Origin of the sequence: Butyrivibrio sp. M55 (genome assembly GCF_900116865.1) — a bacterium.
Lineage (GTDB): Bacteria > Bacillota > Clostridia > Lachnospirales > Lachnospiraceae > Butyrivibrio.
Genome location: NZ_FPCD01000001.1, coordinates 291109 through 314678 on the forward strand (window position 1 = coordinate 291109; position 23570 = coordinate 314678).

A 23570-nucleotide genomic window follows, 5' to 3' on the forward strand; every position below is an offset into this window, starting at 1 on the left:
GAAACAAGTCAATAAAATTGCGTCTAATCTAAAGTCGGACTTTAGATTAGACGCATAAAATAATTCTTTTATTTCTTATGCTGCTTCCTGTTCGAATTTTTGCTCTTCTTTTTTACCGTTGTAAATCGGAGCAAAAATGAAAGCTGCAAAGATAAGTGAAGCAATTAGATTAACCGGAAGCTGCAAGAGTGTAATTTGTTGATTCTGTAATACACTTGTATCTCCTCCTGCCAACAACACAAGATAATTGTCATTTATTAAATGTATCAATGATAATGCCCATATATTACGAGTCTTCATATATGCATATCCAAAAAAGATTCCCAAAGAAATGCATGTAATAATTTGCAGAATCATGTAAATAGGTCCTGCTTCTACCGACGTATAAAACATAAAGTCTAAACCGAGGTGCCAAATTCCCCAAGCAACACCTAGAATCAAAACGCCACGTCGTAAGCCAAATTTATTCTGCAAAATCGGTTGAAGATAATATCTCCATCCATACTCTTCCCCCCAATACATCAACAAGAAAGTAAAGATATAAAAGAGCATTACAACAGCTGAATATCCATTCTCAGGCGTAAATAATTTTTTTGCAAATTCACTAATATAATTTACTCCATCATTAGTTAAAATTTGTGCTATAGCAACTAAAGAAAATGACCTTGCCACAAACAAAAAAATAAACAAAGCAACCATAAATATGCTCATCTTAATTGCAGGTCTGTCAAGTCCGACATTTTTTCTTTTTTCTTTACCACATATCCAAAAGAGTACATAACAGATAACACTTCCAACCATTGTTACATACTGACCATATACAAAGAACTTTGAAACACTCCATGCATCGTCCTGTGGTGCAAATACAGAAACTATGCTCAAAGCCATCATTACCAATGCAGAAATAAGCGCCACAATAAATCCTGCTTTTGGAATCTTCGTATTCTTATCTCCAAACAGAAGAAATCCCAACATTACACCACACGCAGGAAAATACATCTGCGTAGATGCAAATATTGTAAGATCTTTTCCGGCCTTTAAACCGACATACATAAAAATCCACATTAGAGCTGCAGCACCGTACGCGACGGCAATAAAGGTTATAAATCGTTTCTTGTTAGTACTTTCCATTTCAAGTCTCCTTTTTATTTTATTTTTGTACTACATAACAAGCTTCTTTATTACCCTTTCCTTATTGTTACAATTTCCCCATATAACTTTAAATCAAATCCAAATCAGTAAATTCCGTCGCCGACTTCTTCGCCACGTTCAGGCACCTCAAGCGAGAAAATCCTAAGCTTAAATAACATAGGATATACTGCAAGCGAAACAAAAATTGCGATCATATATCTTCCGCTTCTTACAAGATGGGCAACCATAGTTCCCGAATTTAGGAACTCCTTGCCAAAAGGAATTTTTAAAATCTCATCAAGTGCAAAAAATACTACCGCACCACCTACAAGTCTTATAATGCTTGAAATAGGATTTCTTGTAGATTCAAAATTTACAAACTTCTTCTCGAAAGGTATTGAGAGCCACAAACCTATAAGTATACCGTATGCGCTGAAAAAATCGCTTGTCTTGCAATAAAAGATTCCGATAGTTCCAATAGCTGCAGCTATCGCAAATATAACATTTTGGTTCTTTATCTTTTTATCCAAAAAAGAAATGATAAAGACCATAAAAATTCCGAGTGTCCATCCGCAGAGCACGTCTGTGGGATAATGACATCCGACTACAACTCGAGAAAATCCCACAAGAATCATCAAAGCAATTGAGATTACCCATTTAATCTTCTTTTTACCCTTACTGAAAACAGTAATTCCGGGATAAAGCGTTGCGACGTTAGTCGAATGACCGCTTGGGAACGAATAGCCCTGTGCATCCACATTCATCAGATCCGCATCGGGTTCTACAGGACGCAAGCACTTTATACTGCTATGCTCCATATAAGGACGCAGCCTGAAAACTACGTTTTTTATCATCGGAAATAAGATTAACGAAGAACATACAAGTAGTCCCAATTTCCGCCCAAATTCTTTATCATGGCACCAATAAACAAAGCCCATGACAGCCACAAGCGCAAGCTCTTCTCCAAAAGCAGAAAACTGCGAAATAAACGCAATAATCGCTCCGGAAATATTGGCCTGAAGCCATTCCATCAATGATACTTCAAAGCTCATTTTTATGTCTCCTCCATGTTGCAAGTAATATCTTTATGAGTTTCTCATCTCCATCAAAGTGTAATTTCCATAGTTGTCTTCTGAACCTTCATTCCAAGGCTCTCATAGAAAGCTCTGGCACTGTCATTACCTTCCCAAACATTCAACGTAATATCTCTGCAGCCGAGCGCCTTTGCTTCTTCGCAAACATGCGCAAAAAGCTTCTTGCCGATTCCCTTTCCTCTGCACGCAGAATCAACGCAGATATCATCAATATACATATATTTAAAAGAAACAACAAAAGGCTTGCGTAAAGTCTCTTGCAGCATACAAAACGCATAACCAAGGACTTTCCCGCCATCATCCGCAACATATACTTTCACATCCTCAGCCTTAAGAATAGCCTCAAGCTCAGCTTCACTATACTTCGTATAACCGGATACAAAGTAATCCGGCTTTATCTTTGCATGAATCTCAAGCACCTCAGAAAGCAACTTAAGAAGCTGCGGAATATCTTTATTCTGTGCATCTCTTATTATCATATTTCACCTCCCGAGTAGCTTACATGCGTTTCCGCCAAGAATCTTGGTAGCATCATTCTCATCAATCGGTAATCCCTTGATGAACTCAGCCGCCTCTTTCTGATCTGACCAAGGTGAATCGCTTGCAAACAAAAGTCTGTCACTACCAAAAGCCTTTACAAGCTTCATAAATCCATCTGCATCAAGCATTCCCTTGTCCTTATCATCCCAATATCCATCAGAAAGAGCCTGTATCCTCCCCGAGGAAAAGGACGTATCAAGGAAAGCCTCTGTATCCTCAAGATATAACGGAACTTCATCCCAGTTTCTCCAGCCGCCCATGTGTGCCAGTACAAACTTAAACTCACCGATTGCGTTAATTACATTTCTGCACATCTTCGGCGAACATCTGACAACACCCGGAAAGCCGATATCAAGCCCGGCGTGTGTAATGACGATAAGGTCATTCTCGCAAGCCGCATAGATGATATCAAGAAAAGTCTTTGAATCAATATCCTCGTTCTGATAAACAGGATGAATCTTGATTCCCTTGATGCCGTTATTTTTGAGCCTTCTAAGCTCCTCTTTGAAACGTGAATATTCAGGATGAATACATCCAAAAGAACATAACCTGTCCCCGTACTTCTCATTATTTCTAAGAGCCTTATCATTGATGCTCTCTACCTGAGAAGAAGCCGTTGCAACAGGCAAAAGGACGGACATATCAATGCCGCCCTTATCCATTGAATTCAAAAGTCCTGACACCGTGCCGTCAGTATACGGAACGATATGAGCCTCTTTGCTGAGGCTGTCAACCGCCCTTGCAGCGATTGAATCAGGAAATGTATGCGTGTGAAAATCAATTATCATAAAACGATCCGCCAAGTAACTTCATTACAGAATCTCAATCTCAAATGAAGTATCAAAGCTCTCTCCCGCCGCTAATTTGTTGCCGTACTCTCTGTCTTCAAGACTTCCGTCAAAGCCGGCTCTGTCACATCTTCCGTTCCAAGGCTCGATGCAGACAAAAGGCGCATTCTTTTTAACAGGTGACCATACTCCAAACAGCGGAACATCACAAGTAACGCGAAGCTTATCTCCATCCGCCTCACTTACAAGTGTAACCGCATCGGCCTGTCTGTCTTCGAATATAAGCGCATCCCCGTCAAAGAGCTCGGGACTTAAGTTTACTATTCCTTCCGCAGTCTCTACATCAATCTGCTTATCGGAAAGACATCCGCAAGACATATCAATCACATTTGACTTAAGCGCGCCGGAAACCGCAGCGCCGTCTTTTTCAAACAGGAGCTTATCCTTATTAAGATCGCAGTTAAACGCAGGATGCGCACCGATTGAAAAATACATCTCTTTATCATTCGTATTTGTGACCGTATAAGAAACAACCACTTTGCTTCCAACAAGCTTATAGCCAATCTTCAAAGAAAAATTAAAAGGATATTTTTTTAGCGTCTCTTCATTTTGAACAAGTTCAAACACAAGCTCATCATCAGCTTTTTTTACAAGAGAAAAATCATTATCCCTTGCAAATCCGTGTTGTGAAAGCTTATAAGAAACGCCTTCATACTTATACTCACCGTTCCAAACCGAACCTACAATAGGAAAAAGAACAGGCGCAGTCCTTCCCCAGTACTTGGCATCTGCCTGCCACATATATTCTTTTCCTGTTTTAGCTCCTATAAGCGACTTAAGCTCAGCTCCGTGCTCCGATACCTTGATCGCCATATGATCATTCTTCAAAACATGTTCTGCCATAAACAACCTCTTTAATCAAAAAATTTACTCTGAATCATCAGAAAGTGATGTGCTCTGATGAACAAGTACTTCCTTGTTATAGCATGCAAACGCGCTGTCCACAAGTTCCTTCGGAGGCTTCTTTGTGAAAAGAGATATTACAGGCACAATGATAAGTCCCGCGATCATGCAGAACGCACCTGCATTTATAGGTGACTGAAGAAGCTGAGGGAACTTGGGTCTTATGAGCATATTTGCAAGCATAACTACTGTAGAAAATATGAAATTCACCCATACAGCAGCTTTTGTAATGAACTTAAAATACAATCCGTAAAAGAAAGGCGCAAGAAATGCTCCCGCAAGCGCTCCCCACGAAACACCCATGAGCTGCGCGATAAATGTCACATTCTGCTTGTACTGAACAATCGCAATAACAACAGAGATGCCGACAAATACAACGATAAGAATTCTCATGATAAGGAGCTGCTTCTTTTCATCCATATTCTTGATAACATGACCCTTTAAGAGGTCAAGCGTAAGAGTCGAACTACTTGTAAGAACAAGTGATGAAAGTGTAGACATTGAAGCTGAAAGAACAAGAACAACAACCACAGCAATAAGGAAATCCGGAAGTCCCGAAAGCATCGTAGGAACGATACTGTCAAAGCCATCCGCCGCAATATCTATCTTATCGGAAAAGAGTCTTCCGAAACCGCCGAGGAAGTAACATCCGCCGGCAACAATAAATGCAAAAAATGTAGAAACAATGGTACCTTTTGAAATCGATTTCTCACTCTTTATCGCATAAAACTTCTGAACCATCTGAGGAAGTCCCCATGTTCCGAGCGATGTAAGGATAACAACTCCGAGAAGATTAAGCGGATCCGGTCCAAAGAATGAAGCGAACACGCCCGGTGTTGTCGATACGCTCTCATCTGAGATTCTTGCAAGTCCATCAAGAGCTGCAAGGAAACCGCCCTGCGAATTAAGAACAGAAAAAACAACCGCGCAGATACCGATAAGCATGATTATTCCCTGAATAAAATCGTTTATCGCAGTTGCCATGTAACCTCCCGCGATTACGTAAATACCTGTAAGTACGGCCATAACAATAACGCAGATTGAATAATCGATGTTAAAAGCCATACCAAAAAGTCTTGAGAGTCCGTTATACAATGAAGCTGTATAAGGAATAAGGAAAATAAATGTGATAACGGAGGCTGCTATCTTAAGAGATCTTCCTCCGAATCTTGCAGCAAAGAACTGCGGCATCGTGGCTGAATCAAGATGCTGGCTCATGATCCTTGTCCTTCTTCCGAGGATTGCCCATGCAAGAAGTGAACCTATGAGTGCATTGCCGATTCCAACCCATGTTGCGGCTATACCGTATTTCCATCCGAACTGTCCCGCATACCCCACAAAAATAACCGCGGAAAAATAGGATGTTCCATAAGCAAAGGCTGTAACCCATGGGCCTACTGCTCTTCCACCAAGTACAAAACCGCTTACGTCAGTCGAGTTCTTCCTGCACATCAGACCGATGTAGATCATTACAGAAAAGAACACAAGTAACATTAACACTTTAATAATCATACCTTCTCTCCTTAAAGTAAATAATCTTTCTTCACTTTAACACTTTCAATCGCTAAAGGCAATCAAATAGTACAAAAAAGTCAAAGTAAAATATACAAGAAATTCATATTGAAAAAAAACAAGATAGTGCTATAGTCTAGTGGTAACGTTTATTTAACAGAAATAAGGAGTATAGCAAAAATGAAATTCTTTTTAGACACAGCCAATGTCGATGAAATCAGAAAAGCTAACGACATGGGAGTAATTTGCGGAGTTACAACAAACCCTTCTCTTATCGCAAAAGAAGGTCGTGATTTCACACAGGTAGTTGCTGAGATCGCATCAATCGTTGACGGCCCTATCAGCGGCGAAGTAAAAGCTACAACAACAGATGCTGAAGGAATGATCAAGGAAGGCCGCGAGATCGCTAAAATACATAAAAATATGGTAGTTAAAATCCCTATGACTGTCGAAGGTCTTAAGGCTTGCCATACACTCGCAGCTGAAGGCATCAAAGTTAATGTAACTCTTATCTTTACAGCTAACCAGGCTCTTCTTGCAGCAAGAGCAGGCGCTGCATTCGTAAGTCCTTTCCTTGGAAGACTTGACGACATCAGCGTTCGCGGAACAGATCTTATCTCTGAAGTTGCCGAGATTTTTAACATCCACGGAATTGAGACAGAAATTATTGCAGCAAGCGTACGTCATCCTATGCACGTTACCGACTGCGCACTTGCAGGAGCAGACATTGCTACAGTACCTTACAAGGTAATCGAGCAGATGACACACCACCCTCTTACAGATCAGGGAATTGAGAAATTCGTAAAAGATTACGAAGCAGTATTCGGCAAATAATAAAGCGTTACACGCAAAAATATAGGCATATCACTTTAGTAAGTTCTAAGGTGATATGCCTTTTCTTTTTCTTTAAATTCCGCCAAGACTATCCGACAATTTGATCCACTCTGACAACGTCAGCGGTTCATAATCGGATCTCATGCAGAAACAGTTTATCATATTACATGGAATGGTCTTCTCATGCTCCGCAGCAATCGGCACATAAGGCGTCGATCCTATCATCTCAATTATCTTCTTCATGAGGACTTCATCTCTTGTTTCATGCACATGCCCGTATAACATATATGTCTTAGGTTCTCCGCTGTGTTTCAGCCTGTACTGCCCATCATAGAAAGGCATCGGATAATGGCAACAGACAACCTTCTTCTGGGAATCCGTGATCACTCTGTAATTGTCGATCCACTCAAATCTGTCCTTATCAAAATTTATAGATTTGACATATTTATCATGATTTCCTGTTATAAGGCAGAGCTTTCCTTTCAGCCTGTGAATAAGTTCATTGGTCTCTTCAACCGTGCCAAAAGATAAATCCCCAAGAATAACAACGGTATCGGCGCGCGTAACCTTGTCATTCCACTTTTTTATCATGTACTCATTCATCTCTTCGCAACTTGAAAAGCCGCGCTTATCCATCTTATCATTGAGTGCGTTATGAAAAAAATGGCAATCGGCAATATAATATATCATCGAAGGTCACCGCCGTCATCGTGAAGTAGTGTGGACGGATCGTCATCGGCAGCAGTTGTCGCAAGCTCGTCGCACCTCTCATTCTCAGGATGTCCCGCATGGCCCTTGACCCAGTTCCACTTTATCGCATGTCCCTTTGTTGCCTCAAGAAGTCTTTTCCAGAGCTCTACGTTTTTTACAGGTTGCTTTCCCGCTGTCTTCCAGCCTCTTTTTATCCATCCGTCTATCCACTTGTCGTTAAATGCCTTGATAACATATTGCGAATCGGAAAACATCTCGACTTCGCACGGTCTGTTAAGGCACTCTAGACCGACTATCGCGCCCATAAGCTCCATTCGATTATTGGTTGTCTTATCATAGCCGGCGCTCAGTTCTTTTTCATGAACCTCGCCCTTTGAATCAACATATCTAAGCACAGTGCCGTATCCACCCGGTCCATCCGGATTTCCTCTTGCAGCGCCGTCTGAATATATTTCAACTTTCATATTTATTCCCAAACTCCCGTATTTAAAAATTTCTCCGCAAGATTCTGCGCGTTGTCTACAAGACTGCTGTCATATCCAAGAACGCTCAAAAGCTTGATCGCATTCCTGTTCGTCGCAGGACCTTTTTTAAGCATATAATCAAAATGTACATCGTTGTCGGAGACATTTCCCTCAAAGTGATAAAGGTCGTACTTATCCTTAAGAAGCTGAGTGAGCTCGATGTCATGCGTAGCGGCAAAACAATTAACTCCGGAATCTGTAAGGAACTTAAGTATCTCTGTCGACGCAGCGATTCTCTCAACCGTATTTGTTCCGCGAAGGACCTCATCAACAAAGCAAAGAACAGGATTTCCCTCTTCCTTTGCCGCATCAATTATTCTCTTCATGGACTTGATCTCAACAATATAATAACTGTCGCCCTCATAGATATCATCCTTAAGCGCCATTGAAGAATAAATTCTAAGAAGAGGTGCCTTGAAACTCTTTGCAAGAACGGTATGCACAGACTGCGCAAGTAAAACATTGATACCTATGGTCTTAAGGAATGTCGATTTACCCGAAGCATTCGATCCGGTCAAAAGAACTCCTTTCTTAGTATCGATACTGTTAGAAACCGCGTTCTCAATAAGAGGATGTATCACATTTTCAAAGTTCATCTCGCCATTTTCAAAAACAGGAATACAATACTGCCCCTTTACAGACTCTCTGTAACAAGCAATCGAAATATATGCATCCAGTCTTCCGATCACGGTGATTATCACATCAAGATCGTCTTTCTTTTCCATGAGCTGACGATACATCTTGTTAAACTTGATAAGATCGATATGCGTGATCATACGAACATAATCCATGATAATATCAGCAGGACCACCGCCACCCGACGGCTTCATAAGAACACTTGAACCGCTGACAAATCCTTTAAGGCTGTCATAAGACTTATTCAAAAGCTCAATATCATCACTAAGCTCAGGATAACTTGCTCCTTTAAAAAGTTTCGCAGACGAAAGAGCCTTGAGAATATAAGAATATGTCGAAAGATACGGATCAATCTTACCTTTGATATTAAAATACATGATCACATTTGCAACTACGGCAACAAGAAAAAGAAATGCTCCAAGCTCAAACTTAATGCATGTAATAACAATCGTCAAAACAATAAGAGTAAGCATCAGATAGTGCTTTGTATTGCTAAAATCACCTATATCACTGAGAACTTTGAGATAATCATAGATTGAATATCTGTTGCTTCTTCCGATCGTGGCAAAGATCTGCTGATACTTAAGCCTTGCCTCGTCATTTTCGGAAAAGAACTTTATTTTTTTCTCCTCGTTCTCAAAATCGTCAGTCTGCTTGGGTGTTCTGAGCATATGATAAAGATACTCTTCACCCGAAGCACTGAGGCAATAGTTCATTCTCGTAAATACGCCGTCCATGTTAAGGTCGTTCCAGGTCGTGTCATCCACCTGAAATCCCTCTCTATGGTTATCGTAGAAACCGGTAATATGATCAAAATCATCTTCCTTATATTTTCTCTTTGGCGAATCGCCCCAGTTTTTCTTAAGTTTATAAATAAGATTTTTCTTTGCAAGCGCAGCATCCCTCACGCCCAGAACGTAAGCAATGATCACGAACGCAAAAAGAACTCCCAAAACATATACAAGTCCCGAATTATCCATATACTGCCATCATCCTTTGCTGAATTTTTTGATTGATTCCGTCACAAGCTTTGTAAATAACGGAGCCGCTTTATCCGCAGCTTCCTGCACTTCCTCGTGAGACAAAGGATTCTCCGAAAGTCCCGAAGCAAGATTACAGATACATGAAACTCCGCAGATTTTAAGTCCCATGTGATTTGCAGCGATTGCTTCGTTTACCGTACTCATTCCGACTGCAGAAACACCGAGCTTTGCAAGCATCTGAATCTCAGCGGGTGACTCAAACGAAGGTCCGGTAAGCTGACAATATACGCCCTCTTTAAGCTCGATACCGTTTTCCTTCGCAGTTTCCTTAATAATATCCTGAAGATCTTTTTTGTAGACCTCACTCATATCGGGAAATCTGGGTCCGAGTTCATCGATATTCGCACCGATAAGCGGATTGGGCGCAAAGCATGAAATGTGATCCGTTATAAGCATAAGGTCACCTGCCGCAAAGCCCTTTCCAAGTCCTCCGGACGCATTTGTCAAAAAGAGAATCTTAGCGCCAAGCATTCCCATAAGTCTTACAGGAAGAACAACATCGCTGATATCATATCCTTCGTAGAAATGAACTCTTCCCTTCATGCATACGACTTTAGTATCGCCCACATATCCGAATATGAATTTACCTGCATGTCCGGGAACTGTAGAAACAGGAAATCCCGGTATATCCTTATATTCAATCTCAGCACAGACCTTGATATTCTCCGCATAATTTCCAAGTCCCGAACCAAGAACCAATGCCACATCCGGAACGAAATCAGTCTTACTTCTAACCGCATCAACGCAGCCTGTAAGTTTTTCATATAATTTATTAGCCATTTTGCCACCTCTCTCATCTGAAATTACATTATTTTCCAAAAAAACACTTTAAATAATATTAAAATCAATCAGTGTTTCCTTAGACATTCTATCATAATTACCACTGCGACAATACTCCACGAACTTTCGGTTCGAGCATATTCTTTATCGCATCCTCAAAAAGACCTTTGACACCGCCTTTTATGATCTTTCCAAAGATAATACCCTGAAGTCCTCCAAGTCCTTCGGGAGAAACATTCTTCATTGCATCTATCAGCATTTCCCCGCCCGGTGTTTCAAAGAATCTAACCTCAATACCGCTTGGAACCGACGGATAAATAAACGTTCCCTTCCTGTCTTCTCTGTCGGAAGCATCATCATCAAAATAGATATTTATCGTTCTGCTGCAGGCTTCCTCAAGGAACACGATCTCATTTCTAAGTACAAATCTGTTATATTCGTCGGTCTTACAATACGACTCGAGGCTTACCTGATACATCTCGCCGTGCATATTGATATTTGTGACATATCTTTTCCCTCCAAAGCCGCATTTAAGCGCATAGAGAGCATCCCCTTCATAGATATCTATGAAAAAGAATCCGTTATCATCAATCCTGAATCCGATTTTCTTGATGCCGTCGGTAAAGTTATTGTGCACAACCTGCATCATAATAGGAAATACACCTATATTATTATTTTCAATATCATAAATCTTTCCGTCGATCTTGCGAAGCCATTTTGCAGCAAGAAGACTTTCATTTCTCATATTGAAATAATTAAGGGATTTCTTAAAGTCACCTCTCCTACTCTTATAAGAAGCCGTCCTTCCTCTTGTACTTCCGACAGATTCTTTAATCGCCCTGTTTTTCCAGCCTCCGCTGACAATCGCAGGGTAACTCACCGTTTCTCCGCTTATCGATTTACATAATGCCTTAAGCTCTGAATACGCCGAGAAATTCTCATCCAAAGGCTTATTTCCTATTTCAAGATTCTTAATAGCCTCACGAATCTTAACTGCCATCAATGACGTCTGGAAAATATCGCTGTTTCCGGCATTCGTAACAACAACCATATTAATATCGGGATAGATAAAAACATTCTGACCCAGCATTCCGTTAAACGCATAAGAGTCCTGTCTGTCTCCATTTATCCATAACTGATAGCCATAGTGCGTGCTGTCTTCACGTCCCGTAAGAATCTGCGGAGTGATAGATTCTTCCACCCATTTCTCAGGTACAACCTGAACACCGTTCCACTTTCCCTTATTAAGATAAAGCTGTCCGAGCTTTGCCATATCCTCAGTACGGATAAAGAGCCCCCAGCCACCTTTGGTTATCTTCTTTGGGCAACTCTCCCAGAACACTCTTTTTATTCCCATCGGATCAAAGATACGTTCTTTGCAAAATTCAAATAAAGACTTGCCCGTTATCTGTGTCACGATAGCCGACAGCATATAAGTATTCATGCTGTTATATTCAAACTGCGAGCCCGGTTCAAATTTGGTTCCCGCTTCGAGAAACGCAGATACCCAGTCATTTCCGCTTATGGCACCTGCTTCGTTGAATTCAGAGCCGCTTGTCATATCAAGAAGATTTTTTACCGTTATTGTCTTTCTGTGGAATTTAAGAAGACCTATCTGCTCACTGAAGATATCATCGATCTTATCTACAATAGTGAGTTTCCCATCGTTTATGAGTATGCCTATTGCCATAGCGACAATACTCTTACACATAGAATAAGAAACATGCCAATAATCAATGGAATACGGCTCAAATCCACACTCACAGATAACATTTCCGTTTCTTAGAGCCATGAATTTGTGCATCTTACATTCTTTGTTCTCGGCAAGTTCCCTTAATAAAGACGTAAAAAAAGCAGAACTGACACCCTGCGATTCAGGCGAACATCTTTTTAGCTTTTGTTCATCATTTACACTGATGGTGCTGAATTTCGGTTTTTGTGCAACATAATCAACCTTGCTGATCTCGCCGGTTTCGCCGGTAGCAATCTTTAAAAGAAGCTCTCCTATGTCAAGTCCTGCTTTTGCCATTATTCTGTTTCCTCCGTCAGAGCCCGGATCTTTTTTATGAAAAAAATATTATATCTTCTCTGTCTTAAGCGCTCTCATGGAATTCAAAATAGCTATTACGGCCACTCCGACATCTCCGAACACCGCAAGCCACATCGTTGTAAGTCCCAGTGCTCCCAAGATCAAAATGATGACCTTTACGGAAAGCGCAAATACAATATTTTCTTTCACGATCCTGATAGTCTTGCGGGCAATAGCAATAACCGAAGGTATCTTGTTGATATCATCATCCATGATAACAATATCCGCAGCCTCAATGGCCGCATCACTTCCAAGTGAACCCATAGCTATTCCGACATCCGCTCTCATAAGAACCGGAGCGTCGTTAATTCCATCGCCAACAAACGCAAGCTTACTATCATTATCCTCTGATGAAAGCATTTTTTCAACCCGTTCAACCTTATCTGCGGGCAGAAGCTGTGAAATAACCTCATCTATACCAAGCTTTCTTCCGACATCTTCGGCAACATCTTTCCTGTCACCCGTAAGCATGACCGTCTTTGCAACGCCAACCTTCTTGATGCCTACGATTGCAGCTTTGGCTGTGTCCTTTATAACATCAGAGATAACAACATATCCCTTGTATTCTCCGTCGTATCCTACATAGACAATTGTACCCGATACAGAGTCCGCTTCCGCAAAAGAACTTATGGCATTTTCATTCATAAGCTTTGAATTGCCGAGAAGAAGCTTTTTACCTTTATAAAGAGTCTCTATTCCTCTTCCTGAGATTTCCTTAGTATCAGCTTCGCTTATGCTGCTTCTGTCTATGTCCTTTTTGCCAGACTCATTAAGATAAGCTGTAAGTACAGACCTTGCGATCGGATGATTTGAGAAAGCTTCACCTGTAGCCGCCATCTCAAGAAGTTCATCTCTCGAAATCTTAGCGCCGTTCGAAGATACAACATCTGTAACTTTGAATTCGCCCTTGGTAAGTGTACCCGTTTTATCAAAAACGACCGTCTTTATACCTGACGCAGCTTCAAGGAAATTGCTTCCCTTAACCAAAACACCGATCTTGGAAGAAGCTCCGATTCCGCCAAAGAATCCAAGCGGAACTGATATTACAAGCGCACATGGACAAGAAACAATAAGAAAGATACAAGCTCTTTTTATACTGTCAGATAAAGCCAGTTGTCCGAGAATCGGCGGTATGATTGCAAGAAGGAGTGCTCCTACCGTAACTACGGGAGTGTAATATCTTGCAAATCTCGTAATGAAGTTCTCCATACGGGACTTCTTATCGCTCGCATTCTCAACAAGCTCCAAAATCCTTGAAACGGTTGAATCTTCATATGCCTTAACGGCTCTGATCTTGAGGATTCCTTCGCCGTTTACGCATCCGCTAATAACATCAGAATCTTTTACAACTCGTCTCGGAACAGATTCGCCTGTAAGAGCAGCCGTATCAATAAAGGACTCACCCTCGATAACAACTCCGTCTACAGGAATCTTCTCGCCTGCCCTTACAAGTAATGTGTCACCGATCTTTACTTCGGAAGGGTCGACTTCATTAACTTCACCGTTCTCGCCGACAATATTGGCAATCTCAGGTGCAATGCTCATCATCTCAGTAATGGACTGACGCGACTTTCCTACAGCATAGCTCTGGAACAATTCTCCGATCTGGTAAAAGAGCATTACCGCAACCGCTTCGGGATACTCTCCGATACCAAAAGCACCGAACGTAGCGATCATCATAAGGAAGTTCTCATCAAAAACCTGTCCATGACTGATATTTACTGCCGCCTTTTTAATTACGTCGTAGCCGATCATCACATACGGAACGAGGAATATGAGGAATCTCACGATAAGCGGAACATTTTCCAGCAAGCCCGTCTTTTCAAGAATAAGTAATACCGTAAATATTCCTAGTACAATAAGTATTCTGTTTCTTGTTTTCTTTTGTTTCTTAGTCATAGCACCACATCTTTCTATGATATGTTAGTAAGCTAATTTATTATCATCGATCTATTGACGAATCAGCTTACCTGATAAATCATGCTCCCTCTATCTCACAATCGGGCTCAACCTTCTTACATGCCTTAACAGCCTTGTCAAAAACATCATCAAATACATCATCTGCTGCTTCAAGAACAAACTTCTGAGTCATAAAATTAACTCTGGCATTTACAACGCCCTCGATTTTCTTAACAGCTTCCTCCATCTTTGCCGCACAGTTTGCGCAATCAACTTCACACTTAAATGTCTTCTTCATAATAAATATCCTTTCTCCTCTTGGGATGAATTTTATAAATTTATGTATGCATACGCATACCAAATTACAGTTTCCGATTACTCATTTATATGGCTCATTCCCTGAGCAATAATCGTTCTCACATGGTCGTCAGCCAGATAATAAATGATTGACTTACCTTCGCGTCTGTTTCCTACAAGCTTACTCTGCTTCAAAATCTTAAGCTGATGCGATATCGCCGACTGTGTCATGTTGAGTGTCTCAGCTATATCACATACGCACATTTCAGATTCAAACAAAGCAAACAAAATCTTGATTCTCGTTGAATCGCCAAATACCTTAAAGAGTTCTGCCAGATCATAGAGTTCGTCCTCTGAAGGCATCTCTTTACCGATTCTGTCTACAAGTTCTCTGTGAACATTATGAACTTCGCAGTGTTCTACATCATTTATAGCCATTCGCTTTTCCTTTCATTTAAACATATGAATAACTGTTCATATGTTTAATATAAAACTACCGTATCGGTTTGTCAATACCGATACGGTAAAATATTAATCGTAATTAAATTAAATAGGACATTGCACTAATGGCCATAGCGCAACGTCCTATTTTCGTAAGTTATCAATTTATTTTAGAGCTGAAAAGCTTTGCCCGCTGCATAAGCCAAAAGGAAAGATACAACAGATATACCAAGGTAAAGCAATACGCAGAACAATACCTTAGTTAATGTATTTCTCTTATCATCAGCAGAAATATTTGCTGATGCATATGCTCCGATTGCTGAAGTAGCACCACCAAGTGCACCTCCAAGAATCACAAAGAAATTTACAATATATAAAACTACAAAGACATAAACCCACTTCGGAAGTTGAATAGTTTTGTACTCTTCACCTGTTTCTACGTTTCTTCCGTTATATACAAGTACCTGTTTATTTCTGACGCAAAGTTTTGCAATTTCCCCATTGCCTAAAGGAATATCAAATACTCTCTCAGCAAAATTGCTCTCAGGTGATTTAAGTGCCATCACCTTTGTCTCAGGACTTCCGTTAACAGACACCAGTTTGTTTTTATTTAACGTAACTCTGACCGGCATACCGGTAGATGTATTAAATAACCACTCTCTTGTCTTTGCCATTTACAAACTCCTCCCTTTTAATAACAATAATCTCTCTTTCTTCGCTTTTCTTATTACATTAAATTTAATTTTTTAACAACAAAGTAATAACATATTATCACACACTTTATCTCAAATCAACAATAAATTGTTTAAACGCTAAATATTTTTCCGCAAAAACAAGGCTGCTGCGCAATATTTGCGCAACAGCCCGTAGCTAAAACTTTTATACATTTTTATTAATAATTATACAGTAACTTTCTTAAATGACTTCTTGCCCTTCTTAACCATAACTCCGTCAGCAAAGAAGTCCTTATTGTAAGTTGTCTTTACGTCTGTAACCTTAGCATCCGCTACAGTTACGCCGCCCTGTTCAACGGCACGTCTTGCTTCACTTCTTGTATTGCAAAGTCCTGCTGATACAAGAACCTGAAGAATATCAACAACACCGTCTCTGAAGTCTTCTTCCTTAAGTGCAACGGAAGGAACATTTGACATGTCTCCGCCGCCTGCGAAAAGAGCTTTTGCGGCGTCCTGAGCCTTCTGAGCTTCCTCTTTACCGTGAACGAGTGAAGTAAGCTCAAATGCAAGGATTTCTTTCTTCTCATTAACTCTTGAAGGATCCCATTTCTCCATCTCGAGAATCTCTTCGATAGGAATAAATGTAAGCATCTTAATGCACTTATCAACGTCCGCATCAGATACATTTCTCCAGTACTGGTAGAACTCATAAGGTGATGTCTTCTTGGGATCAAGCCATACTGCGTTTCCTGCTGTCTTACCCATCTTCTTGCCCTGAGAATCTGTAAGAAGTGTAATTGTCATAGCATGAGCATCTTCACCGAGCTTTCTTCTGATAAGCTCTGTTCCGCCAAGCATGTTGCTCCACTGATCGTCTCCACCAAACTCAAGATTACAGTTGTACTTCTGGAACATGTAGTAGAAGTCATATGACTGCATGATCATGTAGTTGAACTCAAGGAATGAAAGACCTTTTTCCATTCTCTGTTTGTAGCACTCGGCTCTGAGCATGTTGTTAACTGAGAAGCAAGCACCAACTTCACGAAGAAGCTCAACATAGTTAAGGTTAAGAAGCCAATCTGCGTTGTTGACCATCATAGCCTTTCCTTCGCCAAACTCAATGAAGTTCTCCATCTGTTTCTTGAAGCAGGCTGCGTTGTGATCGATATCTTCTCTTGTAAGCATCTTACGCATATCGGTTCTTCCCGAAGGATCGCCGATCATTGTTGTACCGCCTCCGATAAGAGCGATAGGCTTGTTTCCTGCCATCTGAAGTCTCTTCATAAGTGTAAGTGCCATGAAGTGACCTGCAGTAAGTGAATCAGCAGTACAGTCAAAGCCGATATAGAAAGTTGCCTTTCCTGCATTTACAAGATCTCTGATCTTTTCTTCGTCAGTAGTCTGAGCAATGAGGCCTCTCGCCTGTAATTCTTCATAAATCTTCATCTCTTTTCCTCCTGTGTTTTCCGATTGCGAAGTGCTCTGCTCAAAAAAAACGCCCCTCACAATCAAATCTGATTGCGAAGGACGAAATAATCGTGTTACCACCTTCATTCGCATGTAGCTCACACTACACGCCTCAGCAAGTACGATCCGAAAATAATTTACGAACGATACTCTTCCGATATAACGGTCAGTCCCGTCAGAGCCTACTCTTTTAATAATTTTCCGCTCTGCAGCTCACGGAGGTATTCATCATCGCCCTTAACATACGCCTCTCACCACCCGGCAATTCTCTGTTGTCAGCTTGCGATTCTTACTTATTCCGGTCACAGCCTTTTCATTTAATCTATTAACAGATTCTAATTAAAAAACGCTTTTATGTCAAGCATACCGCTGTAATATAAGATTACCACTCAAGCATGCTGTTCTCAGTCTTCTTATCTCTTTGCATAAGATCATTAACAGCTTCCTGAAGCGATTTGCCTTCAAATAATATATCATTTACCGCAGTAATGATAGGCATCTCAACCTCATACTTCTCTGCAAGTTTAAGTGCGGCTCTTGCGCTGTAAACACCCTCAACAACCATGTTTACTTCATCCATGGCTTCCTGATAAGACTTTCCCTGTCCGATAAGGATACCGGCGCGTCTGTTACGTGAGTGCATAGAAGCACAGGTTACGATAAGATCACCGATTCCCGAAAGTCCTGCAAAAGTCTCAAACTTACCGCCCATCGCCATACCAAGTCTTGATATCTCGGCAATTCCTCTTGTAATAAGTGCAGCCTTTGCGTTATCGCCGCATCCGTAACCATCAGCAATACCTGCAGCAAGCGCAACGACGTTCTTAAGTGCCGCACCGATCTCGATACCGAGCATATCGGGACTGATATATACTCTGAGGAAGTTATTCATAAATATATTCTGTATATATTTAGCAATCTCTTTTTCAAAAGCACCGACTACAAGTGTCGTAGGCATGCTCTTTCCGACTTCTTCCGCGTGAGAAGGGCCTGAAAGAACGCATACATTGCATCCGGGGATCTCATCAAGAATAACGTCGGACATAACCATAAGTGTGTCCTCTTCGATTCCCTTGCTGCAATTAACTATTATCTGTCTGTGCTCTTCACTCTCGTTAATGAAAGGCTTCATGAGCCTAATTGTTTCACGCATGTGAGCCGAAGGAACAACAACAACGATAATATCTTTATCCTTCACGGCATCTTCCATGCTTGATGTGTATTTTACCGATTCCGGAAGCTTTACACCGGGGAGTTTCTCCTCGTTTCCGTGATATTGCTTAAGTTTCTCAACTGACGAATCGCTTCTGGACCAGACCGTAACATCGTGTCCATTTCCTGCCAGTACGTAAGAAAGCGCAATACCCCAGCTTCCCGCACCAATTACACCTACTTGTATACCCAAAAAATTAATCCTCCTGATCAGTCGACTTTATTTTTCTTTGAAATATAAGTCTTTCTCTCTGTTCCTGAAATAAGCTTTTTAATATTTGCTCTGTGCTGATAAAAAGCAAGAGCTGTAAGAAGCGCAACGATCACATACATCTCATTGAGCGCACTCTGCGGAAGGTTTCCCAAAAGCCCCATCTGTCCGAATATTACATACTGGGCAAAAAAGCATGTGTACAGGCAAAGGCTGCTTAGTGACACAAAATGTGTGATGTTGAAAGGTCCGAAAAATGCGATAAGTCCGACAAGGACAAACTTCCATCCCATTGAGATGATGTATCCTGCTGTGCAAGCGATACCTTTTCCGCCCTTAAACTTTAAGAAGAACGGGAAATCATGTCCGAGTACGGCTCCTGCCGCTGTATAAATCATATAAAAATATCTGTAATCCGGATTGCTTCTTCCAAAAATGAAATAAGTAACGATTATGGCAAATATACATTTGAACATATCTCCAAGCAAAACAACAAGTCCTGCCTTGGCTCCCATAACTCTGAGTGTGTTTGTTGTTCCGGCGTTCTTACTTCCAACGCTTCTGATGTCAACGCCCTTCATTTTTCCGTACAATACAGCTGTCTGAAACAGGCCAAATACATATCCTATGATCAAACAAACTACTCTCTCCATGTTACTTATCCTCTTTTCTCTCTCTTATTATAAATCTAAGGGGGGTACCCTTAAATCCGAATGCTTCTCGAATCTGATTCTCTATATATCTCGTATAACTAAAGTGCATAAGCTTCTTGTCGTTTACGAAGATAACGAAAGTCGGCGGCTTAACAGAAGCCTGAGTGATGTAGTAAAGCTTTAATATCTTACCCTTGTCACTCGGTGGCTGCTGCATAACAACTGCCTGAGTCATAATCTCATTAAGAACACCCGTTGAAACTCTGAGCGCATGATTCTCACTTACGATATCAATCATGTCATAGAGTTTTACAAGTCTCTGACCTGTCTGGGCAGAAATAAAGATAATCTCTGCATAGTTCATAAACGCCAGTGTATTCCTGATGTTCTTGGTAAATTCCTTAACGGAATGATTATCTTTTTCAATAAGATCCCACTTATTAACAGCAATGATCACGGCTTTTCCGCTCTCATGCGCAATTCCGGCGATTTTGGCATCCTGATCGGTAACGCCGTCCTCTGCATTGATAACAAGAATGGCAACGTCGGCTCTCTCAACGGCTCCAACTGTACGAAGAATCATGTAATGCTCAAGTTCATCTTTAACCTTACTTTTTCTTCGAAGTCCGGCCGTATCGATAAATGTATACTTCTTGCCGTTGTATTTAACATCGGTATCGATGGCATCTCTTGTAGTTCCCGCAATATCGGAAACAATAAGTCTGTTCTCACCGATAAGCTTATTGATAATAGATGACTTACCTACATTGGGCTTACCTATAATGGCAATCTTTGTAGTGTCATCTTCCTCGTCATTTGTTGAATCCTTGCTGAAGTGACTTACAACCTCTTCAAGAAGGTCACCGATACCAAGCTTATTAACCGCAGAAATAGGGAAAGGCTCGCCTATTCCAAGGTTATAGAACTCGTATACATCAAGCGAATCCCTGCTGTAACTGTCAACCTTATTTACGCACAAAACAACAGGCTTTCCCGATCTTCTGAGCATATCAGCCACTTTGGAATCAGAATCGGTAAGTCCCTGCTTTACATCAACCATAAATAAGATAACATCTGCCGTATCTATGGCAATCTGTGCCTGCTCTCTCATCTGAGAAAGAATAATATCTTTTGAATCAGGCTCGATACCACCGGTATCAATAAGAGTGAAGCTGTGATTAAGCCACTCAACGTCCTGATAAATTCTGTCTCTTGTAACACCGGGAGTATCCTGCACTATGGCAATCCTGCTTCCCGCAAGAGCATTAAAGAGTGTTGATTTTCCGACATTTGGTCTTCCGACCACCGCTACTATATTTTTTCTGCTCATGTGTTTTCCTTTTTTATATGTTTAATTCAAAAATGTATGCTCAACCGGAACACCGAATAATACTGCGGCAAGCTCATGCCCATCGCATTTTGATATTCCGACCTCGATATCAAGCTCTTTTTCTATATCTCCTATCTTAACATCATCAAGAAGATAATCCTCGCCGCTTCTAAGCAGATTCTCGGGAAGATACAGTGTTGTTCCAAGTTCTCTGCCTTTAAGCTGCTTTATTATATCCTGTCCGGTAAGAAGTCCCGAAACGGTAATCCTCTCACCAAAGAACTCATTGACTATCTCATAAGTATGAACCGTAAGCCCCTTGCATACTCCCATAGCTCTCTCAGCCATCTGCTTTATACACGGATAAACAAGTCTTCCCGTCGCAAGTGAGATCTCTCTTTTCACAGAATCAATTTCATCTGCATAATTATTAGTAAGCGCCTCCAGAGATTCTCCGAACTCGTCAAGAAGAAGTCTCATCATTCCGACGCCGTTCTCATACTGAATATATCCATCATAGCGCTCAGCCTCGGGAAAATCTCTTTTCGCAAGGAAATACCACTCATCACTTGCATGGATGAAATGAATGCCGTGCTCATCATACACTTTTTTCTGCCATTTTTCTATCATATCAATGACAGCGCACGCATCCTCATACTCAAACGGCTCAAGCGGATACAATCCGTCCCTGTACTTTGAAAGCCCAACGGGAACAACAGATACGCTCTGAAGATTCGGAATATACTTGGTAAGATCCGATATAGATCTCTCAAGCTCAGCTCCGTCATTTACGCCCTTGCACAAAACAATCTGTCCGTTAAGCTCAATACCCGTTCCGGGCGCGCATAGTTTGTCCACCTTCTTAAGTGCCTCACCGGCGAATCTGTTTCCAAGCATTTTGCATCTGAGTTCAGGATTGGTTGTCTGAAATGAAACATTGATAGGCGAAAGATGATACTTCAGGATTCTGTCGATATCCGCATCGGACATATTAGTCAGTGTGACATAATTACCCTGCAAAAAAGAAAGTCTGGAATCATCATCTTTAAAGTACAAAGTATCGCGCATGCCCTTCGGCATCTGATCTATGAAGCAAAAGATACACTTATTGCTGCAAGATCTGTAGTTATCCATGAGCCCGTTATCAAATTCTATTCCAAGGTCCTCATCAAATTCTTTGTCGATATCAAGGATCCACTCCTCACCATCGCTCTTTCTGATAAGAACCTCCAAATGCTCATCCTGCACAAGATACTGGTAATCAAATATATCCTGGATATCCTGATCGTTTATCTTAAGCAGTGTGTCACCCGGCTCAATATTCAGTTCTTCGGCAATACTGCCCTCATCGACTCTGCCGATAAGGTGCCCTTTCTTTGAAACCATTTAAAAAATAACCTCATATTCTGCAGGATTACCCCAATAATGTATTATATATGAAATTCCTTGACTTGTCAGTAATCATAATGATAAAACAATATAGGAAGTTAAATGCTTCATAAAAATATAAACTTCATATTCCGAAGAAAGGAACAAATATGCCAGATTTTTCTAAACTGGAAACCTCTATTCCGGTAGCTCCGCTTAATTTAATTGTTATGGACTCAGCAAAAGAGCTGGGTGACAGCGTAGATCATTATATCGCGGAGTTTCGCCACAATCTTTACAAAATGCCTGAAAACGATCCCGCTTTTCACGGCTATGTCAAGGACAGCTACAAGATAAAATACTGTCTTGACCGTTTCGGAAGCGGCGAAGCAAAAGCTGCTATCAATGAAAGCGTCCGCGGAAACGACGTCTATATTCTTACCGATGTCTGCAATTACAGCATTACTTATAAAATGTATAACTACATAAATCACAAATCTCCCGACGATCACTATCAGGATCTTAAGAGAGTAATCGGCGCCCTTACAGGCAAAGCCAAGAGAATCAATGTCATCATGCCCTTCCTATATGAAGGAAGACAGCATAAGAGAAACGGCATGGAGTCTCTCGACGCAGCTCAGATGTTCAAAGAGCTGTATGACATGGGCATTTCAAACTTCATCACTTTTGATGCTCACGATCCGAGAATTTCCAATTCAAAGCCCCTTGGTGGTTTTGATAACTTCCTTGCTTCATACCAGTTTATGAAGGCGCTTCTCTCACACATTGATGACCTTATCGTAGACAAAGATCATCTTACCGTTATCAGCCCTGATGAAGGAGCTCTTGACAGAGCCGTATATTTTGCCAACGTAATCGGCGCAGATACAGGTATGTTCTATAAGAGACGTGACTATGCTCACGTTGTAAACGGAAGCAATCCTATAGTTGCACACGAATTCCTTGGTTCCGATATTTCAGGAAGAGACGTTATCATCATCGACGATATGATCTCATCCGGTTCAAGTATGATCGATACAGCGAAGCAGCTTAAGAGCATGGGTGCTAAGCGTGTGTTTATCTGCACTACATTCGGTCTTTTCACAAACGGTATGGATAAGTTTGATGAGGGATATGAAAAGAAATACTTCGATGCGGTAATTACTACAAACCTTACATATATGGATCCCGAGATAACAACAAGACCATATATATTCATTGCCGATATGGGTAAGTTCCTTGCAACCATCATCGACTTCTTGAATCACGATGCCACAATGCAGAGCGTTAACATGCCCACAGAAAAGATCCGTGAGATCGTCGGAAAGTACAATTCAGGATGCAAGACTCCGGGCGAATTGTTCGACTGAAGA

22 protein-coding genes and 1 other annotated feature are annotated in these 23570 nt (G+C 41.0%); of the genes, 2 read left to right on the plus strand and 20 right to left on the minus strand.

Annotated elements, in window-relative coordinates; translation table 11 throughout:
- Positions 1-75: 75 nt before the first annotated feature.
- The 6 genes from BM398_RS01360 to BM398_RS01385 all read right to left on the minus strand — a co-directional run bounded on the left by BM398_RS01360 (position 76) and on the right by BM398_RS01385 (position 6028).
- The gene (locus tag BM398_RS01360; protein WP_175531791.1) at positions 76-975 is read right to left on the minus strand and encodes a CPBP family intramembrane glutamic endopeptidase; all 900 of its coding nucleotides are present in this window, start codon (positions 973-975) and stop codon (positions 76-78) included.
- A 260-nt stretch (positions 976-1235) separates the two neighbouring features.
- Positions 1236-2183, minus strand: coding sequence for a phosphatase PAP2 family protein (locus BM398_RS01365; RefSeq protein WP_092336094.1), 948 nt, complete (start codon positions 2181-2183; stop codon positions 1236-1238).
- Positions 2184-2236: 53 nt separating this feature from the next.
- Positions 2237-2704, minus strand: coding sequence for a GNAT family N-acetyltransferase (locus BM398_RS01370; protein ID WP_092336095.1), 468 nt, complete (start codon positions 2702-2704; stop codon positions 2237-2239).
- Between the two features lie 3 nt (positions 2705-2707).
- Positions 2708-3553: an amidohydrolase family protein gene (locus BM398_RS01375; protein ID WP_092336096.1), complete on the minus strand. Its 846-nt coding sequence runs from the start codon at positions 3551-3553 to the stop codon at positions 2708-2710.
- Between the two features lie 24 nt (positions 3554-3577).
- On the minus strand, positions 3578-4456 hold the full coding sequence (locus tag BM398_RS01380) for an aldose 1-epimerase family protein (RefSeq protein WP_092336097.1): 879 nt from the start codon (positions 4454-4456) through the stop codon (positions 3578-3580).
- 24 nt (positions 4457-4480) lie between these two features.
- Positions 4481-6028 carry a sodium:solute symporter family protein gene (locus tag BM398_RS01385; protein WP_092336098.1) on the minus strand — a complete coding sequence of 516 codons (1548 nt, stop codon included), beginning with the start codon at positions 6026-6028 and terminating at the stop codon, positions 4481-4483.
- A 180-nt stretch (positions 6029-6208) separates the two neighbouring features.
- Here BM398_RS01385 and fsa point away from each other — a divergent pair, with 180 nt between their 5' ends.
- Positions 6209-6862, plus strand: a complete 654-nt coding sequence (fsa, locus tag BM398_RS01390; RefSeq protein ID WP_026654927.1) for a fructose-6-phosphate aldolase — start codon at positions 6209-6211, stop codon at positions 6860-6862.
- Between the two features lie 72 nt (positions 6863-6934).
- Here fsa and BM398_RS01395 read toward each other — a convergent pair whose 3' ends face one another.
- The 14 genes from BM398_RS01395 to BM398_RS01460 all read right to left on the minus strand — a co-directional run bounded on the left by BM398_RS01395 (position 6935) and on the right by BM398_RS01460 (position 22215).
- Positions 6935-7552: a metallophosphoesterase family protein gene (locus BM398_RS01395; RefSeq protein ID WP_092336099.1), complete on the minus strand. Its 618-nt coding sequence runs from the start codon at positions 7550-7552 to the stop codon at positions 6935-6937.
- Positions 7549-8037 (minus strand): ribonuclease HI, encoded by a 489-nt coding sequence (gene rnhA, locus BM398_RS01400; protein ID WP_026654929.1) that lies wholly within the window; start codon positions 8035-8037, stop codon positions 7549-7551. The genes BM398_RS01395 and rnhA overlap by 4 nt, the downstream gene beginning before the upstream one ends.
- A gap of 2 nt (positions 8038-8039) precedes the next feature.
- Entirely contained in the window at positions 8040-9713 is a 1674-nt protein-coding gene (locus tag BM398_RS01405) for a MutS-related protein (protein WP_092336100.1), read from the minus strand.
- Between the two features lie 9 nt (positions 9714-9722).
- The gene (locus tag BM398_RS01410; protein WP_092336101.1) at positions 9723-10556 is read right to left on the minus strand and encodes a purine-nucleoside phosphorylase; all 834 of its coding nucleotides are present in this window, start codon (positions 10554-10556) and stop codon (positions 9723-9725) included.
- A 97-nt stretch (positions 10557-10653) separates the two neighbouring features.
- On the minus strand, positions 10654-12585 hold the full coding sequence (locus tag BM398_RS01415; protein ID WP_092336102.1) for a serine hydrolase domain-containing protein: 1932 nt from the start codon (positions 12583-12585) through the stop codon (positions 10654-10656).
- Between the two features lie 48 nt (positions 12586-12633).
- Positions 12634-14544, minus strand: coding sequence for a heavy metal translocating P-type ATPase (locus BM398_RS01420; RefSeq protein ID WP_092336103.1), 1911 nt, complete (start codon positions 14542-14544; stop codon positions 12634-12636).
- A gap of 79 nt (positions 14545-14623) precedes the next feature.
- Positions 14624-14842 carry a cation transporter gene (locus BM398_RS01425; RefSeq protein WP_026654934.1) on the minus strand — a complete coding sequence of 73 codons (219 nt, stop codon included), beginning with the start codon at positions 14840-14842 and terminating at the stop codon, positions 14624-14626.
- Positions 14843-14919: 77 nt separating this feature from the next.
- Positions 14920-15279 carry an ArsR/SmtB family transcription factor gene (locus BM398_RS01430; RefSeq protein WP_092336104.1) on the minus strand — a complete coding sequence of 120 codons (360 nt, stop codon included), beginning with the start codon at positions 15277-15279 and terminating at the stop codon, positions 14920-14922.
- 173 nt (positions 15280-15452) lie between these two features.
- Positions 15453-15956: a hypothetical protein gene (locus tag BM398_RS01435; protein WP_092336105.1), complete on the minus strand. Its 504-nt coding sequence runs from the start codon at positions 15954-15956 to the stop codon at positions 15453-15455.
- A 225-nt stretch (positions 15957-16181) separates the two neighbouring features.
- Positions 16182-17402 carry a tyrosine--tRNA ligase gene (gene tyrS / locus BM398_RS01440; protein ID WP_092336106.1) on the minus strand — a complete coding sequence of 407 codons (1221 nt, stop codon included), beginning with the start codon at positions 17400-17402 and terminating at the stop codon, positions 16182-16184.
- 74 nt (positions 17403-17476) lie between these two features.
- Positions 17477-17738 (minus strand) — a binding site (T-box leader).
- 67 nt (positions 17739-17805) lie between these two features.
- Positions 17806-18828 carry an NAD(P)H-dependent glycerol-3-phosphate dehydrogenase gene (locus BM398_RS01445; RefSeq protein ID WP_092336107.1) on the minus strand — a complete coding sequence of 341 codons (1023 nt, stop codon included), beginning with the start codon at positions 18826-18828 and terminating at the stop codon, positions 17806-17808.
- 17 nt (positions 18829-18845) lie between these two features.
- Positions 18846-19499: a glycerol-3-phosphate 1-O-acyltransferase PlsY gene (gene plsY / locus BM398_RS01450; protein WP_092336108.1), complete on the minus strand. Its 654-nt coding sequence runs from the start codon at positions 19497-19499 to the stop codon at positions 18846-18848.
- A 1-nt stretch (position 19500) separates the two neighbouring features.
- Positions 19501-20829 carry a ribosome biogenesis GTPase Der gene (der, locus tag BM398_RS01455; protein ID WP_026654942.1) on the minus strand — a complete coding sequence of 443 codons (1329 nt, stop codon included), beginning with the start codon at positions 20827-20829 and terminating at the stop codon, positions 19501-19503.
- Positions 20830-20850: 21 nt separating this feature from the next.
- The gene (locus tag BM398_RS01460) at positions 20851-22215 is read right to left on the minus strand and encodes a DUF512 domain-containing protein (protein WP_092336109.1); all 1365 of its coding nucleotides are present in this window, start codon (positions 22213-22215) and stop codon (positions 20851-20853) included.
- Positions 22216-22367: 152 nt separating this feature from the next.
- On the opposite strand from BM398_RS01460, the gene BM398_RS01465 reads away from it, so the two are divergent.
- Entirely contained in the window at positions 22368-23567 is a 1200-nt protein-coding gene (locus BM398_RS01465) for a ribose-phosphate pyrophosphokinase (RefSeq protein WP_092336110.1), read from the plus strand.
- The last annotated feature ends 3 nt before the right edge of the window (positions 23568-23570 follow it).